The sequence below is a fragment of the Lentzea aerocolonigenes genome (genome assembly GCF_000974445.1).
Lineage (GTDB): Bacteria > Actinomycetota > Actinomycetes > Mycobacteriales > Pseudonocardiaceae > Lentzea > Lentzea aerocolonigenes.
The window spans coordinates 16,358-31,497 of sequence record NZ_BBOJ01000002.1 but is presented as its reverse complement, the minus strand read 5'-3'; the positions used below and the strand labels follow the sequence as shown (position 1 = coordinate 31,497).

Here is a 15,140-nt window from a genome sequence, read left to right as displayed (position 1 = left end):
GTCAGAAGTCGAACTTGTCGATGTTGTCCTTGGTGAACACCGTCGGCGGGCCGAGGACGACCTCGCCCTTGGCGCCGATCGTGTAGTCGCCGAGCTCACCGGCCTTGTACTTCTCGCCCTCCGCACCGGAGATCTGGCCGGACGCGAGCGCGGCCGCGGTGTAGGTGGCGAGGTAGCCGAGCTTGGTCGGGTCCCACAGCGCGAACGACTTCACCGTGCCGTCCTGGACGAACTTGCGCATCTGGTTCGGCGTGCCCAGACCGGTCAGCTGGACCTTGCCCTTGTACTCGCTGGAGCTGAGGTAGCGCGCGGCGGCGGCGACGCCGACGGTGGTCGGCGAGATGATGCCCTTGAGGTTCGGGTGCGCCTGCAGCAGACCCTGGGTCTTCTGGAACGACGTCTGGTCGTCGTCGTTGCCGTACGCGGTCTCCACGAGCTTGAGGCCGGCGTACTCGGGCTTCGCGAGCTCGGTCTTCATGACCTCGATCCACGCGTTCTGGTTGGTGGCGTTCGGGGTCGCGGACAGGATCGCGATCTCACCGGAGCCGCCGATCGCCTCGGAGATCAGCTTCACCTGGCCGGCCGCGATCTCGTTCGAGGTGGCCTGGTTGATGAAGACGTCCCTGGCGTCGGGCGCGGCGTCGGAGTCGAACGTGACGACCTTCAAGCCCTGAGAACGCGCGCTCTTCAGCGCCGGCGCCACGGCGTTGGCGTCGTTCGCGGAGATCACCAGCGCGTTCTGCTGCTGCTGTGCCGCCGTGTTGATGTAGGTGACCTGCGAGGACGCGGCGGCGTCGGACGGTCCGGTGGCCTTGACCTCGGCCTTGAGCGCCGTGCCCGCCTGCTCCGCGCCCTTCTGCGCCACGGTGAAGTACGGGTTGTTGACCTGCTTGGGCAGGAAGGTGATCTTGAGGCCTTCCTTGATCTTCGCGTTGGGATCGGCCTTGGCGGAGTTGGTGGCGCCGCCGGTCTGCTGGCCCGCGCTGTCCTTCGTGGTGCCGCCACCACAGGCGGTGAGCGCGACGGCCCCGGACACCACCAGGGCAAGCACTAGACGTGTGTTCATGTGTGGGCCTTTCGCAGAGTTCCGACGCGACGGGTGATGGAAGGGGCGAGAACGCTCACCAGCAGCAGGAGGCCGGTGACGATGGTGAGCACCTCGGTCGAGGTGTCCTGCAGGATCAGCAGGTTGCGCAGACCGCCCAGCAGCAGCACGCCCGCGAGCACGCCGAAGAGCGATCCCTTGCCGCCGAAGATGGACACGCCACCGAGCAGGACGGCGGCGACGACGGCCAGCTCCAGCCCGACGCCGTTGTCGGCACGGGCGCTGGAGAAGCGGAAGGTGTAGACGATGCCCGCGATCGCCGCGACCGCACCGGCGAGCACGAAGAGGATCAGCTTGATCCGCTTGACCCGGATGCCGGAGAACCGCGCGCCCTCCTCGTTGGCGCCGATCGCGTAGACGGACCGGCCGAACGAGCTGGCGTGCAGTGCGATGCCGAAGAGGACCGCGAGAACGGCGGCGAGCAGGATCGGGTACGGGATGTTGGTGCCCGGCAGCGGTGTCGTGCCGAACTCCGTGTAGCTGGAAGGGAAGTCCGCGACCGCCGTGTCGCCGAGGACCACCAGCGCGAGACCGCGGTAGAGCGCGAGCGTGCCGATGGTGACCGCGAGGCTGGGCAGCCCGAGCCGCGTGACCAGCAGTCCGTTGACCGCACCGCAGAGCGCACCGACGACGATCACCGTGGGCAGGATGGTTTCCAGCGACCAGCCTGCGTTCCACAGCCAGCCGATCAACGCGCTGGACAGTCCCAGCACCGACGCGACGGACAGGTCGATCTCGCCCGCCACGATCACCAGGGTCAGCGGCAGCGCGATGAGCGCGATCTCGCCGATGTCGAGGCCGAGGTAGAAGAGGTTGCCGCCGGACAGGAACGACCCGTCCGTGCTGACCTGGCCGGTGAGCGCCACGACGATCAGCAGGAACACCAGCGCGGTCTCCCACCGCAGGAGGTTACGCATGGCTGGTCCCTTCCGTGGTGCGCAAGGCCTTGGCCAGGCGCAGGGCCAGGAGCCGGTCGACGGTGATGGCGCTGAGCAGCAACGCGCCCGAGATCGCCTGCTGCCAGAACGCGGGGATCTGCAGGACCACCAGGCAGCTGGTGATCGTGCCCAGCAGGAGAGCGCCGAGTGTCGCTCCCGCAACGGTTCCGGAGCCACCGAAGATCGCCACACCGCCGACCACGACCGCCGCGACGACCTGGAGCTCCAGCCCGGTGCCCGCCGCCGCGTCGACCGTGCCGTACCGCGCGACCCACAGCGCTCCCGCAAGGCCCGCGACGAGTCCGGAAAGGACGAACGTGGTGAGCGTGCGCTTGGCGACCGGGATGCCCGCCAGGGTGGCAGCCTCCGGGTTGGAGCCGATCGCGTACAGCTCGCGGCCGGACCGGTAGGAACGGAGGTAGACGGCGGCGACCGCGATCACGACGACCGTGACGAGCACGAGGATCGGGATGCCGACGATCCGTGCGCTGCCGAGGTCGAGCAGCGCGTCCGGCAGGTTCGCGGCGTTGACCTGCCTGCCCTGGGCGAGGGCGTAGTCGATGCCGCGGAACACGTAGAGGGTGCCGAGGGTGACGACGAGGCTGGGGACGTTGCCCAGGGCCACGAGCAGTCCGTTGAGCAGGCCGCACGCCAGGCCGACCGCGATGCCGAACCCGATGCCCGCGATGACCGGCGTGCCGGGGTGGTCGGCGAACTGTTGCGCGGTCAGGAAAGCCGACAGGCCGAGGACCGAACCCACGGACAGGTCGACGTTGCGGGTGATGACCACGAGCGTCTGGCCAACCGCGAGGAGGGCGACGATCGAGGCGTTCAGGAGGAGGTCGCGCAGGCTCTGGGGCTGGACGAACCTCGGGTTCACGATCGCCGTCGGGATGACGACCAGGGCGAGGGCGACGACGATGCCGAGCTCGCGGACGCGACCGACTCGGGTGGTGAGGCGGCGGGCGGCGGTGCGGCGGGCGGCCGGAGGTGCGACGGTGTCGAGTTGGGTGGTCATCGCGCCACCTGCCCGGCGGCGGCCATCGCCACCCGCTCCTCGGTCGCGTCCGCCCGCGACAGTTCCTCCACCAACCGGCCCTCGTGCATCACCAGCACCCGATCGGCCATCCCGAGGACCTCCGGCAGCTCCGACGAGATCATCAGCACCGCGACGCCCTGTCCGGCCAGCTCCGACAGCAACCGGTGCACCTCGGCCTTGGTCCCCACGTCGATGCCGCGCGTCGGTTCGTCGACGATCAGCACGGAGGGCTTGCGCGCCAGCCACTTCGCGAGCACGACCTTCTGCTGGTTGCCGCCCGACAGCACGCCGACGGGGTCGCTCAGCTTCGCGAACTTCAGCCGCAGCTTGACCGCCCAGTCCTGGGCCAGGGCGCGTTCGGAGCTCCTGCGCAGCAGCCCGAACGTCGACAGCCGTCCCAGCGAGGCCAGTGCGGTGTTGCGTTCGATCGACGCGTCCATCACGAGTCCCTGCTGACGGCGGTCCTCCGGCACGAACCCGATGCCCGCGGCCATCGCGGCGGTGGGGGAGCCGTACTTGAGCTTCTTGCCGCGCACGTGCACGGATCCACCGTCGGGCCGGTCGATGCCGAACACCGCCCGCGCGACCTCGCTCCGGCCGGCGCCCACCAGTCCGGACAGCGCGACGATCTCGCCCGCGCGGACGTCGAAGGAGACGTCGGTGAACACGCCCTCGCGGGTGAGGCGCCGCACCGAGAGCAGCACGTCACCGGCGGTCGTGTCCTCCTTGGGGAAGAGCTGCGACAGCTCGCGGCCGACCATCCGGCGCACCAGGGAGTCCGGCGTCTCACCGGAGAGCTCGCCGGACCAGACGAACTCGCCGTCGCGCAGCACGGTCGCGCGCTGGCACAACGCGAACACCTCGTCGAGCCGGTGCGAGACGAACAGGACCGCGGCGTTCTGGTCGCGCAACGCCTTGACCACACCGAAGAGCCGCTGGACCTCGTGCGCCGACAACGCCGCCGTCGGCTCGTCCATGACGATCACGCGGGCGTCGAACGACAGCGCCTTCGCGATCTCGACCAGCTGCTGGTCCGCAATGGACAGTCCGCGCGCCGGCCGGGCGGGGTCGAGCTTCACACCCAGGCGGGCGAACAGTTCCGACGTGCGGGAGTTCATCTCGGCGACGTCGATGCGGCGGCCGAACCCGAGCGGCTGGCGTCCCATGAAGACGTTCTCGGCGACCGTGAGGTCACCGAACAGCGTCGGCTCCTGGTAGATGATCGCGATGCCCGCGGCCAGCGCGTCGGCCGGTCCGGAGAACCTCTGCGCGGAACCGTCGACGAGCACCTGGCCCGCGTCCGGCCGGTGCACCCCGGCCAGCGTCTTGATCAGCGTCGACTTGCCGGCGCCGTTCTCGCCGAGCAGCGCGTGGGCCTCGCCGGGCAGCAACCGCAGCGACACCCCGGACAGCGCGCGGACGGCGCCGAAGGACTTGCTCACCTCGTCCAGAGCCACCACGGGAGGTCCGTCCACGTTCCGTCTCCTCGATGTTGAAACGTTTTAACGGCTGAGTTACGTGCACTCTGGGTGCGTTACGCCGACATGTCAAGGGACACGGGGTACGATTCGTTGTCACGTTTCAACAAAGGTCCGTCAGGGAGTCGCCCGTGAAGCCGTCAGTGGGCATCCGCGACGTCGCGCAGCACGCCGGCGTCTCGAACGCGACCGTCTCGAACGTGCTGAACAGGCCGGAGGTCGTCGCGCCCGCCACGCGCCAGCGGGTCCTGGCCGCGATCGAGGAGCTCGGCTTCGTGCGCAACGAGTCGGCGCGCCAGCTCAGAGCGGGCCGCAGCCGGGTGCTCGCCTACGTCGTGCTCGACGCGGCGAACCCGTTCTTCACGGACGTGGCGCGCGGGGTCGAGGACGCGGCGCGGGAAGCGGGTCTCGCGCTGTTCCTGTGCAACAGCGCGTCGGACGGCGGCCGTGAGCGCGAGTACCTGGAGCTGCTGCACGAGCAGCGCGTCGAGGGCATCCTGATCACCCCCGTCGACGCCGAGAGCGCCCAGTTCGCCGAGCGCGGCACCCCCGTCGTCCTGGTCGACCGCGAGACGACGAACGGAGCGCACTGCTCGGTCGCCGTCGACGACGTGCTCGGGGGCGAGCTCGCGGTGACCCACCTGATCGAGAGCGGTCACACCCGCATCGCGATGGTCGGCGGCCCGCTGTCGATACAGCAGGTGCGCGACCGTCGCGACGGGGCGTTGCGCGCGCTGGCGAACGCCGGACTACCCGCCGACGCGCTCACGGTGCTGGAGACGAAGGGCCTGCAGGTGGCGGAAGGCCGCGGCGCGGGGGAGAGGCTCGTCGGCCTGCCCTCCTCGCGTCGTCCCACGGCGGCGTTCTGCGCCAACGACCTGCTCGCGCTCGGCCTGCTGCAGTCGATGACCCAGCAGGGGCTGCGCGTGCCGGACGATCTTGCCGTGGTGGGCTACGACGACATCGAGTTCGCCGCGGCCGCCGCCGTGCCGCTGACGTCGGTGCGCCAGCCGCGCGAACAGCTGGGCCGCACCGCCGCCCAGCTGCTGCTGTCGGAGAACGATCCGGACCACGAGCACCGGCACGTGAAGTTCAAACCGGAACTCGTGGTCCGCGCGTCCAGTGCCGTCAAACGCTGACTAGCGGACGAGCGTCATTTCCCGCGCTTCGTCGAACGCCGTCGAATTGTCCGGCGGAAGATAGACGTTCAGCGTCGCGGTCGTGAATGCGACACCCGGCCGGAACGCCTTCGTCCGCGACACCACGGTGACGTCCACCTTGTGGAAGTCACCGGTGCACGGAACGGTCGGCATGTACTTCTCGCCGACCGCGAGCTCGCCGCGCACGTTCTGCGTGACCTGCACCCACAGCGACCCGGAAGCGCCGTTCTGGCACTTCACCCGCGTCGGCACGGTGACAGCGGCACCCCGCGCCTCCAGCCGTCCCTGGGCCTGGAGAACGACAGCGGCCTCGACGGGCGGGGTCGCCGCCGCGGGTAGTGCCGTGGCGGCCAGCGCGGCCGCGGTCAGCACCAACGTCGAAATTGCACGCACGTTTTTTCACCTCGTTGTCGTGGAAAGTCGAATGCGGCCGCGAGACGACATTAGCCACGCCCTGATCAACGACGCGAGGGGCCAAGCGAATTCAGATCTCGCCGAACATCGCATTGCGGACTGAGTCCCCGTGCCGCTCGGTCCAGGCGCCGAGAGCGAAGATCGGCACCAGCAGGTCCCGTCCGGCCTCGGTCAGCGAGTACTCGACGCGCGGCGGTGCCTCGGCGTACCGGCGACGTTCCACGAGAGCCATGTTCTCCATGCGCCGCAACGTCTGCGTCAGCATCTTCTGGCTGATGTGGCCGATCGCGGCACGCAGGTCACCGGGGCGCATCGGCCCGTCGCGCAGCGTGTAGACGATCACCGTCAGCCAGGAGTTGCCGAAGAGGTCGACCGCGATCCGCGCCGGGCAGTCGGCCTCGAAGTCGCCGTACGGCCCCAGATCCCTCTGTTCGATCACGCCGTACAGCCTGCCAGCGCCGTTGCGCACCCGAGGGTGCCTTTCGAACTTCCTATCGTCGGCGGCATGCGAATGGGAATCATCGGCGCCGGGCAGATGGCACGAGCACTGGGCGGCGGCTGGTCCACCGCCGGGCACGACATCCGGTACGGCAGGCGGGATTCGATCCGTGCCGCCGCGGAGTTCGGCGACGTCGTGCTGCTGGCCGTGCCAGTGCCGGCGTTGGCGGAAGTGTTGACACAGGCCGACTTCACCGGGAAAACGCTGATCGACTGCACGAACGCCTTCGAGCCGGACGACGGGAACATGGTGCTGGGGGAGGACGCCGTCGCGGAACGGGTCGCGAGGCTGGCGCCGGGTGCGCGAGTCGTGAAGGCGTTCAACCTCTGCGCGGCCGAGGTGTGGCAGGCGGAGGAGCGGGTGTTCGAGGGACGACGACTCGCCGTTCCGCTGTGCGGCGACGACGCCGACGCGCTCGCCCAGGTCGAGGAACTCGTCCGCGACCTGAAAGCGGAGCCCGTCCGCGCCGGTGGGCTGAACCGGGCCCGGTACCTGGAGGCGATGTCGGCGTTCGTGGTGGGGCTGTGGTTCTCGGGTGTCGACGCACGTGCCGTGTTGCCGCCGCTGGAGGCCGCGTTCGCCGTACCGGACTGATCAGTCGCGGATCGTTGGGCGGGGGTGCGCGGCAGAACGTCCATGCCGGGAGGGGCGCTCGCGTGGGGGCGCTCCGTCGGCTGCTCGCGGAAGATTGGGTTGCGTGGCCGGCTTGTGTTTGGAGCGTGCGCGGGTCGGGTTTCGTGGTTCGGCGCGGGTTCCAGCGGAGGGGTCACCTTTTGCTGGTTTTGGTCTCGTTCCAGCGTGGTCGGCTGGGTCGTATGGCGAGCCGGGTCATTTCATCGCCGCTTCGCGACGATTGCGATTGGGGCTTGACTTCGGGGCCCTTGCGAGGCGCTGTGTCGGGTGGAAAAGGTCGGATGCTCCGCACCCGCCCGATCCGAAAAGGCTAGCACCTCGCTCCCAAAGTCAAGCCCCAATCGCACGCGTGCGTGGTTGCGTTTGTTGTTCGGCCCACCTCATTACCGCTTGCCTGCGTTCGCATTGCCCGGTTCGGCTCGGCTTCGCCATCGCTGGTTCACCCGATCGTGTGCGGCTTTGCCCGTTATTCGTTCGTGATCTTGCGGTAGATTAGAACACGTGATCGAAACCCGCCTCCTCTCCACCGACGAGCTGCTCCGCAGTCTCGTCGACGAGGTGACGGAAATCCGGGTCCGTGAGAATGCCGCGTTGCAGATCGTCGCCGAATTGGATCGGCGCGGAGCCGCGAGCGAGCTCGGCTACAAGGATTTGCCGAAGGTGTTGCGGCACGTCGTCCGCTGGGACATTCACGTCGCCAAGCGGTGGATCGACACTGCCGCGCTGCTGACGAATGAGATCACCCCGACCGGCAGTGAGCTCGCTCCTAAGCTTCCGCTCACGGCGGAGGCGGTGGCCGAGGGCGCGCTGTCGGTCGACCACGTCGCGGCGGTCGCGGCGGTGATGAAGACCGTGCCCGCCGACCGCGAAGCCGACGTGGTGGGCTACGCCCGCGACTTCGAGCCTCACACGGTCCGCACCCTGGGCAAGAAGCTCGCGTACAGCCTCTTCCAGAACGACCCGGAGCCGCGTGATCCCGAGCCCGTGCCGCCGGGCAATCAGCACTTGATGCAGTGGAAGAACGGGCGGCTGGAGATCCGGGCGAAGCTGGACAAGGTCACCGGTGCGAAGTACGAGGCGCTGCTGGATCCGCTGGCCAAGCCCCGTCCGGACACCGGCCAGGGCCCAGACGCGCGCAGCCGCTCCGAACGCGAGGGCGACGCCCTGGCCGAGCTGGTCGACTTGATGCTGCGCGCCGACCAGCTGCCCGAACACGGCGGCGAGCCGGTCACGCTGACTGTGACGATGCGGCACGAGGACCTCGCCAACCAGGTGGGTCAGGGCATGTTGGACAACGGCGATCACATCCCCGCCGAGCAGGTGCGGCAGCTGGCCTGCAACGCGGGCATCATCCCGCTGCTGCTGGGCAGCCAGGGCCAGCCGATGGACATCGGCCGCAAGACCCGCACCTTCCCCGCCGGAATCCGACGGACCCTGGTCGCGAGGGATCGGGGTTGCGCGTTTCCGGGCTGCGGTAGACCACCCAGACACTGCGACGCCCACCACATCCGACACTGGGCCAACGGCGGCGACACCTCCGTCGACAACGCCGTGCTGCTCTGCCGCCACCACCACACACTCGTCCACCAGAGCAAGTGGGACGTCAAGCTGGTCAACGGGATACCGACCTTCTATGCACCTGACTGGCTCGACCCCCAACAAAAGCCGAGACGCAACCCGATCAACATCGCCTGACCGTCAGGCAGGCACAGCGATGCCGCCCGCCACGACTAGCGGGCAGATCAATGCTGCCTGGCCGATGGCTGGATGGGCTATGGCTTTCTCATTGTCGCGTCGGGCCATTCTGTCGCGCGTCGACAATTCCGCGACGGCGACGGCAAAGTGGCCACGGCAAACCACAACCGCCTCTCCCGCTGAACCGCTGTCGACGGCGAAGCTGAGCACCCGACAACCGCGATGGCGAAGCCGAGCCGGACAGGGCTATGCGTCATCGGGCAAGCGGTAATGAGGCGAGCCGAACAACAAACGGGACCACGCACGCTTGCGATTGGGGCTTGACTTTGGGTGCGAGGTGCTAGCCTTTTCGGATCGGGCGGGTGCGGAGCATCCGACCTTTTCCGCCCGACACAGCGCCTCGCAAGGGCCCCGAAGTCAAGCGCCAATCGCAATCGTCGCGAAGCGGCGATGAAATGACCCGGCTCGTCATACGACCCACGCAACCATCGGCACAACCGCGACCACGCTGCCCAGTCGAAGTCCGAATACTGGAGGCTGACTCTCAAGGCGGCTTCAGCGCAGCCGATCGAGGTCCGCCCCCGACTTGTCGACCAGCGCCCGCATCGCCTCGTAAGCACCTTCAGGGTCTCGCGCCGCGATCGCGTCCAGCACCGCCCGGTGCGACGGCACCGGGTCGTCGTCCACGCTCCCGTGCACCAGCTTGTCCCGCTCCGCCAGCCCGATCGCGATGATCCGCTCGACCTGCGTCAGGAACGTGTTGTGCGTGGCCGCCATCAGCAACCGGTGGAACTCGAGGTCCGCACGGACGGTCGCGGCCAGGTCGCGGGCGTCGGCCATCCGGTCCAGTGCGGCCGAGAGTGCCTCGATGTCCGTGTCGGACGCGCGTTCGGCGGCCAGGCGGGCTGCGGCGGGTTCTACGATCACGCGCATCTCGGTTAGTTCGTCGAACAGGCCGTGGTCGGCGCCTGCCTGGGTCTGCCAGCGCATCACGTCGGTGTCGAGGAGGTTCCACGACGAGCGCGGCTGCACGAAGGTGCCGCGTTTCTGCCTGGCGTCGATGATGCCCTTGGCCGACAGCACTTTCAGGGCCTCGCGCAACGCCGTCAGCGACACGTCGAGTTCCTCGCGCAGTGCCGGGAGGTCGAGGGTGTCGCCCTCGGCGATCTCGCCGGCCAGGATCCGGCCCGCCAGCGCTTCGACGGTCTGGCCGTGCACGCCACGCAGCCGCTTCTCGCTCATGGACCGGGATCATACGGCACATCATAAATTATGAATTATTCTTGACTTGATCATGCCCAAAGCGCAGTCTTGTCCGCCATGGACAGGCGTCACTTCCTCCGCGTCACCGCCGCCGCGGGAGCCGGGTTGCTGGTCAGCGGCACGGCATCCTGCGCCACCTCGGCGTCCTCCGGCCCGGTCGCTCAGACGGCGGGCACGGCCACGATCCAGTCGAACCTCTCGGCGCCCGCGGCGAAGGCGGCGATCGAGGCACTGGTCAAGGCGTTCAACGACAGGAAAGGTTCGCAGGCCTCGGTCAACACCGTGGCGTCCGAGACCTTCCGCACCCAGCTGCCGAGCTACCTCACCTCGGCTAACCCGCCCGACCTCTTCACCTGGTACCCCGGCTCGCTGCTCAAGGGGTACGAGGAGAAAGGGCTGCTGCTCGACGTCAGCGACGTCTGGCAGACCATGGGCGACTACCCGCAGGCGTTCAAGACGTTGAGCGGCAGGGTTTTCGTGCCGACGACGTACTACTGGTGGAGCTTCTTCTACCGCAGGTCGAACTTCCAGAAGTGGGGCGTCACCCCGCCGAAGACGTGGCAGGAGTTCGTCGCGCTCTGCCAGACGCTCCAGTCGAAGGGTGTCATCCCGCTCGGCATGGGCGCGGGCTCCGACTCGCCGTGGACGGCGTCGAGCTGGTTCGACTACTTCAACATCCGGATCAACGGCGCGCCGTTCCACCGCGAGCTGCTCGCCGGCAAGCAGCGCTTCGACGATCCCAAGGTGAAGGCGATCTTCACGCCGTGGCGGGAAGTGTTGCCCTACACCGATCCCAACGGCACCGCGATCGGCTTCCAGGAGGCCACGACCGCGTTGCTGCAGGGTCGCACGGGCATGCTGCTCACCGGCGCGTTCTTCGCCGACGCGGCACCGAAGGACGCTCTCGACGACATCGACTTCTTCCGGTTCCCGATCATCGACCCGAAGGTGCCGCTGGCGGAGGAAGGGCCGACCGACGGGTTCTTCGCCAGCTCGAAGTCGCCGCACGTCAAGGAGCTCAAGGAGTTCCTGACCTACGCGGCCTCGGCGGAGGGGCAGGAGGTCTACATCAAGAACTCCTCCGGCACGATCCTGCCGACGCACCCCAACGCCAAGGACTCCGGCACGCCGCTCGTGCAGAAGGGCCGCGCGCACCTCAAGGAGGCCGCGGAGATCACGCAGTTCTTCAACCGCGACTCCAGCGACGCGTTGCAGCCCACCGCGGACGCCGCGCTTATCAAGTTCCTCCAGCAGCCCGACCAGCTGGACACGATCCTCGCGGACTGGCAGAAGGCCGCGCAGCAGGTGTGGTCGTCCTGACATGAGCCGTCGGGTCCCTCCTGTTCTGCTCCTGTTCGTGCTCATCCCGTTGCTGGTGGAGGGGTTCTGGGTCTTCTGGCCCGCGCTGCAGGGGTTCTGGCTCTCCCTGACGAACTGGGACGGCGTCTCGCCGCCCCGGTTCGCCGGGCTCGGCAACTACGCCAGGATGCTCGAGGACCCCGTCTTCCACACTGCCGTCACCAACACCGCGATCTGGCTCGTGCTGTTCGGCGGGCTGTCCGCGGTCGGTGGTCTCGGGCTGGCGGTGTTGCTGCAGAAGGAACGACGCGGCGTCGGGGTGTACCGGGCGGCGTTGTTCGTGCCGGTGGTGTTCTCGCTGGTCGCCACCTCGTTGATCTGGCAGGTGCTCTACCAGCCCGGCGGTCTCTTCGACTCGTCACCGCTCGCCGACCCGGACACCGCGCTGTACGCCGTGCTGGTTCCGGCGCTGTGGCGGCAGGTCGGGTACGTGATGGTGCTGTACCTGGCCGGGCTCAAAGGCATTGACCCGGGGCTCTACGAAGCGGCCACTTTGGACGGTGCCACGGCCTGGCAGAAGTTCCAGCACGTCACGTGGCCGCAGCTGCGGTCGGTGAACTCGGTCGTGCTGTCGGTGATCGTGATCGACTCGCTGCGGTCGTTCGACGTGGTGTGGTCGATGACGCGCGGCGGGCCCTACCACTCTTCCGAGCTGCTCAGCACGTACATGTACGCGACCGCGTTCCAGTCGCTGAAGCTCGGGTACGCGAGTGCGCTCGCGGTCGTGATCTTCGTGCTGGCGTTCGGCGTGATCGTGACCTACCTCGTCCGCGCGTTCCGGGAGAACTGAAGATGTCCAGCAGCACTTCTGGCCGCGTCTTCCACGCCGTGGCGGGCACAGTGTCCTTCCTGTGGTTGCTGCCGATCGTGGCGGTGCTGATCACCGCAGTCCGCTCGTTCGACGACATCGCGGCTCACGGGCTGGCTTCGACACCGCAGTCGTTCACGTTCGCCGGGTTCGGCGAGGCGTGGACCAACGGTGGCGCTCGAGCGATGTGGAACAGCGTCCTCGTGACGGTCCCGACGGTGTTCCTGTCGCTCGCGCTGAGTTCGGCGGCGGCGTACGCGTTGAGCCGCTTCGAGATCCCCGGCCGGCGCTCGATCATCCTGCTGATGCTCGCGGGAAACCTGTTGCCGCCGCAGATCCTGCTGGTGCCGGTGTCGAAGCTGACCGAGCTGCTCGGGATCTACGACACGCTCGTCGCGTTGATCGTCGTGCAGGTCGGGTTCGGCCTGGGCTTCTACACGTTCGTGCTGCAGGGCTTCATGCGCGCCATGCCGAACGAGGTGCAGGAGGCGGCCACCATCGACGGCGCCGGGCCCGTGCAGATCTTCTGGCGGATCGTGCTGCCGATGACCAGGCCGGCGCTGGCAGCTCTCGCGGCACTGGCGTTCACCTGGATCTTCAACGACCTGCTGTGGGCGATCACGGTGCTGCGGTCGTCCTCCGTCATGCCGGTGACGCCCGCGCTGCTCGCGTTGCAGGGCCAGTACGTGTCGAACTGGAACGTGATCGCGGCCGGCTCGGTGATCGCCGCGATCCCGACCGTGGCGGTGTTCCTGCGGTTCCAGCGGCACTTCATCTCCGGACTCGCGGTGGGAGCGGTGAAATGACGTGGACGCTCGAGATGGCCACCACCTCGTACACGGTGGCCGTCGAACCCGGCGGCCGGTGGGCGGAACTGGTGGCGTGGGGCCCGCACGGCGTGGAGTGCGGGCCGTCGCCGCTGAAGAACCTCGGCGAGATCCACTTCATCACCGAGGCGGACGCGGCGCCGGTCGAGTACGTGCCGCGCGGGCAACGGCCGTTCACCGGCGCCGACCTCGAACTGGCCGGTGACTCGTGGTTCGCCTTCGACGGCGCCACCGAGACCGGTGGCGTGCTGCGGCTGGCGTTCGTGGACGAGGTCGCCGGCATCCGCGCCGTGCTCTGCTACCGGCCCGAGACCGATGTCGACGTGCTGGCGCGGTGGGTCGAGCTGACCAACACCCGCGACGAGCCGCTGCGGCTCGACAGGATCGGGTCGGCGGGCGTCACGCTGCCGGTGCGCACCCCGCGGTTGTCCTTCCTGCACGGCGAGTGGGCGCGCGAGTTCCAGCTGGACCACGTGGACCTGCCCGCGGGCGGGTTCCGGATCGGCAGCTCCTACGGCGTTCCCGGACACAACTACGCGCCGTGGCTGTCCGTGGACGACACGTGGGGCGTGTCGCTGGCGTGGTCCGGTTCCTGGGAGATCACGGCTGAGGTCGAGCCTTCCGGGCTCACGCGTGTGCGCGCCGGGATGCTCGGTCCGGTCGTCGTCGGGCCGGGGGAGACGTTCACGACCCCCGAACTGGCTCTGGCGTACTCGACGGACGGCCTGGCGCGCGTCTGGCACGCCTACGACCGCCTGCGCTCCAGGCCTGTTCACAAACCCGTGCTCTACAACTCGTGGGAGGCAACGGGGTTCGAGGTCGCGCTGCCGAGGCAACGGGAGCTGGCCCGCATCGCCGCCGACCTCGGGGTCGAGCTGTTCGTGGTCGACGACGGCTGGTTCGCCGGTCGGCACGACGACACCGGCGGGCTGGGCGACTGGTACCCGGAATCACCGGACTTCGGTGCGTTCGTCACCGATGTGCGCGCAATGGGCCTGGAGTTCGGGCTGTGGGTCGAACCGGAGTGCGTGAGCCCCAAGTCGCAGCTGTACGCCGAGCACCCGGACTGGGTGTACCGGACCGAGGGCCGTGAGCCGACGCTGATCCGCAACCAGCTGCTGCTCAACCTCGGCCTGCCCGAGGTGCACGAGTTCGTGGTGTCCACTCTGGACCGGCTGCTGACCGACTACCGGATCAGCTACCTGAAGTGGGACCTGAACCGTCCCGCCACCGAACGCGCCGGTGAGCTCGACAACGCGCACGTCCGCAACTACTGGCGCGTCCTCGACCACTTGCGGGAGAAACACCCGCACGTGCTGGTCGAGGGCTGCGCGGGCGGGGGAGGCCGGACCGATCTCGCCACCACCGCTCGTGTCGACGTCGTGTGGCCCAGCGACAACACCGCGCCGCTCGACCGGTTGAAGATCCAGCACGGGTTCCTGCACATGCACGCCCCGCACCTGATGTCGTCGTGGGTCACCGACGCGCCCGGCACGTTCGACGCCCGGCCGCGGTCGCTGAAGTTCCGGTTCGTGCTCGCGATGGCGGGTGTGCTCGGCATCGGCGCGGACGTGCGCCGCTGGACGCGTGAGGAACGTGAGGAGGCCGCCGTGCTGATCGCCCGCTACAAGGACATCCGGGACGTCGTGCACGGCGGTGAGGTGCACCTGCTGAACGACGCCATCCAGTACTCGACCGGGGATCGGGTGGTCGTGCTGGCCTGGAACACCGGGCCGCTGACGGGTGTCCCGGTGGTTCCCGGCCAGTCGTCACGCGTGAAGCTGAAGGGGCTCACGGCCAAGTCCTATGCGGACGAGAGCGGCGAGGTGTATTCGGCCGCGCACCTGACTCACGTGGGCCTGCCGTTCGGCTGGTCGGCGTCGAACGACGCGGAAGTGGTGGGCCTGCGGCCGTGCTGAGCG

At 68.5% G+C, this 15,140-nt stretch carries 14 protein-coding genes; 7 read left to right on the top strand and 7 right to left on the bottom strand.

Going from position 1 to position 15,140, the window contains the following annotated elements:
- Window position 1 precedes the first annotated feature (1 nt).
- Genes rhaS through AOM45_RS04165 form a run of 4 tightly spaced genes read right to left on the bottom strand, consistent with a single transcriptional unit; the run spans window position 2 to window position 4,557 of the window.
- Window positions 2-1,066, bottom strand: a complete 1,065-nt coding sequence (gene rhaS / locus AOM45_RS04180) for a rhamnose ABC transporter substrate-binding protein (RefSeq protein ID WP_030472331.1) — start codon at window positions 1,064-1,066, stop codon at window positions 2-4.
- Window positions 1,063-2,022: an ABC transporter permease gene (locus AOM45_RS04175; RefSeq protein ID WP_035913155.1), complete on the bottom strand. Its 960-nt coding sequence runs from the start codon at window positions 2,020-2,022 to the stop codon at window positions 1,063-1,065. Before AOM45_RS04175 ends, rhaS begins: the two co-directional genes overlap by 4 nt.
- The gene (locus AOM45_RS04170; RefSeq protein ID WP_030472329.1) at window positions 2,015-3,061 is read right to left on the bottom strand and encodes an ABC transporter permease; all 1,047 of its coding nucleotides are present in this window, start codon (window positions 3,059-3,061) and stop codon (window positions 2,015-2,017) included. The genes AOM45_RS04175 and AOM45_RS04170 overlap by 8 nt, the downstream gene beginning before the upstream one ends.
- Window positions 3,058-4,557: a sugar ABC transporter ATP-binding protein gene (locus AOM45_RS04165; RefSeq protein WP_030472328.1), complete on the bottom strand. Its 1,500-nt coding sequence runs from the start codon at window positions 4,555-4,557 to the stop codon at window positions 3,058-3,060. The genes AOM45_RS04170 and AOM45_RS04165 overlap by 4 nt, the downstream gene beginning before the upstream one ends.
- A 134-nt stretch (window positions 4,558-4,691) precedes the next feature.
- Between AOM45_RS04165 and AOM45_RS04160 the strand changes: the two genes are divergently transcribed.
- Entirely contained in the window at window positions 4,692-5,699 is a 1,008-nt protein-coding gene (locus AOM45_RS04160; RefSeq protein WP_236703116.1) for a LacI family DNA-binding transcriptional regulator, read from the top strand.
- Here AOM45_RS04160 and AOM45_RS04155 read toward each other — a convergent pair whose 3' ends face one another.
- Both AOM45_RS04155 and AOM45_RS04150 read right to left on the bottom strand, forming a co-directional pair.
- Window positions 5,700-6,113 carry a hypothetical protein gene (locus AOM45_RS04155; RefSeq protein ID WP_156094290.1) on the bottom strand — a complete coding sequence of 138 codons (414 nt, stop codon included), beginning with the start codon at window positions 6,111-6,113 and terminating at the stop codon, window positions 5,700-5,702. It abuts the gene before it with no gap.
- 91 nt (window positions 6,114-6,204) lie between these two features.
- Complete coding sequence (locus tag AOM45_RS04150) at window positions 6,205-6,573, bottom strand: winged helix-turn-helix transcriptional regulator (protein WP_030472325.1); 369 nt, start codon at window positions 6,571-6,573, stop codon at window positions 6,205-6,207.
- Window positions 6,574-6,639: 66 nt separating this feature from the next.
- Between AOM45_RS04150 and AOM45_RS04145 the strand changes: the two genes are divergently transcribed.
- Together AOM45_RS04145 and AOM45_RS04140 are read left to right on the top strand one after the other, a co-directional pair.
- Complete coding sequence (locus AOM45_RS04145; protein ID WP_030472324.1) at window positions 6,640-7,227, top strand: NADPH-dependent F420 reductase; 588 nt, start codon at window positions 6,640-6,642, stop codon at window positions 7,225-7,227.
- Window positions 7,228-7,767: 540 nt separating this feature from the next.
- Window positions 7,768-8,961, top strand: coding sequence for an HNH endonuclease signature motif containing protein (locus tag AOM45_RS04140; RefSeq protein ID WP_059362208.1), 1,194 nt, complete (start codon window positions 7,768-7,770; stop codon window positions 8,959-8,961).
- Window positions 8,962-9,516: 555 nt separating this feature from the next.
- Here AOM45_RS04140 and AOM45_RS04135 read toward each other — a convergent pair.
- Window positions 9,517-10,203 (bottom strand): FadR/GntR family transcriptional regulator, encoded by a 687-nt coding sequence (locus AOM45_RS04135; RefSeq protein WP_030474116.1) that lies wholly within the window; start codon window positions 10,201-10,203, stop codon window positions 9,517-9,519.
- Window positions 10,204-10,281: 78 nt separating this feature from the next.
- Between AOM45_RS04135 and AOM45_RS04130 the strand changes: the two genes are divergently transcribed.
- From AOM45_RS04130 to AOM45_RS04115, 4 genes are read left to right on the top strand one after another with little or no spacing between them, the layout of a single operon-like run.
- A complete protein-coding gene (locus AOM45_RS04130) occupies window positions 10,282-11,544 on the top strand; it encodes an ABC transporter substrate-binding protein (RefSeq protein ID WP_030474115.1) in 1,263 nt (420 codons plus the stop codon).
- 1 nt (window position 11,545) lies between these two features.
- Complete coding sequence (locus AOM45_RS04125; RefSeq protein ID WP_051784844.1) at window positions 11,546-12,373, top strand: carbohydrate ABC transporter permease; 828 nt, start codon at window positions 11,546-11,548, stop codon at window positions 12,371-12,373.
- A 2-nt stretch (window positions 12,374-12,375) separates the two neighbouring features.
- Window positions 12,376-13,197, top strand: a complete 822-nt coding sequence (locus AOM45_RS04120) for a carbohydrate ABC transporter permease (RefSeq protein WP_059362205.1) — start codon at window positions 12,376-12,378, stop codon at window positions 13,195-13,197.
- A complete protein-coding gene (locus tag AOM45_RS04115; RefSeq protein WP_030474112.1) occupies window positions 13,194-15,137 on the top strand; it encodes an alpha-galactosidase in 1,944 nt (647 codons plus the stop codon). The genes AOM45_RS04120 and AOM45_RS04115 overlap by 4 nt, the downstream gene beginning before the upstream one ends.
- Window positions 15,138-15,140 lie beyond the last annotated feature (3 nt).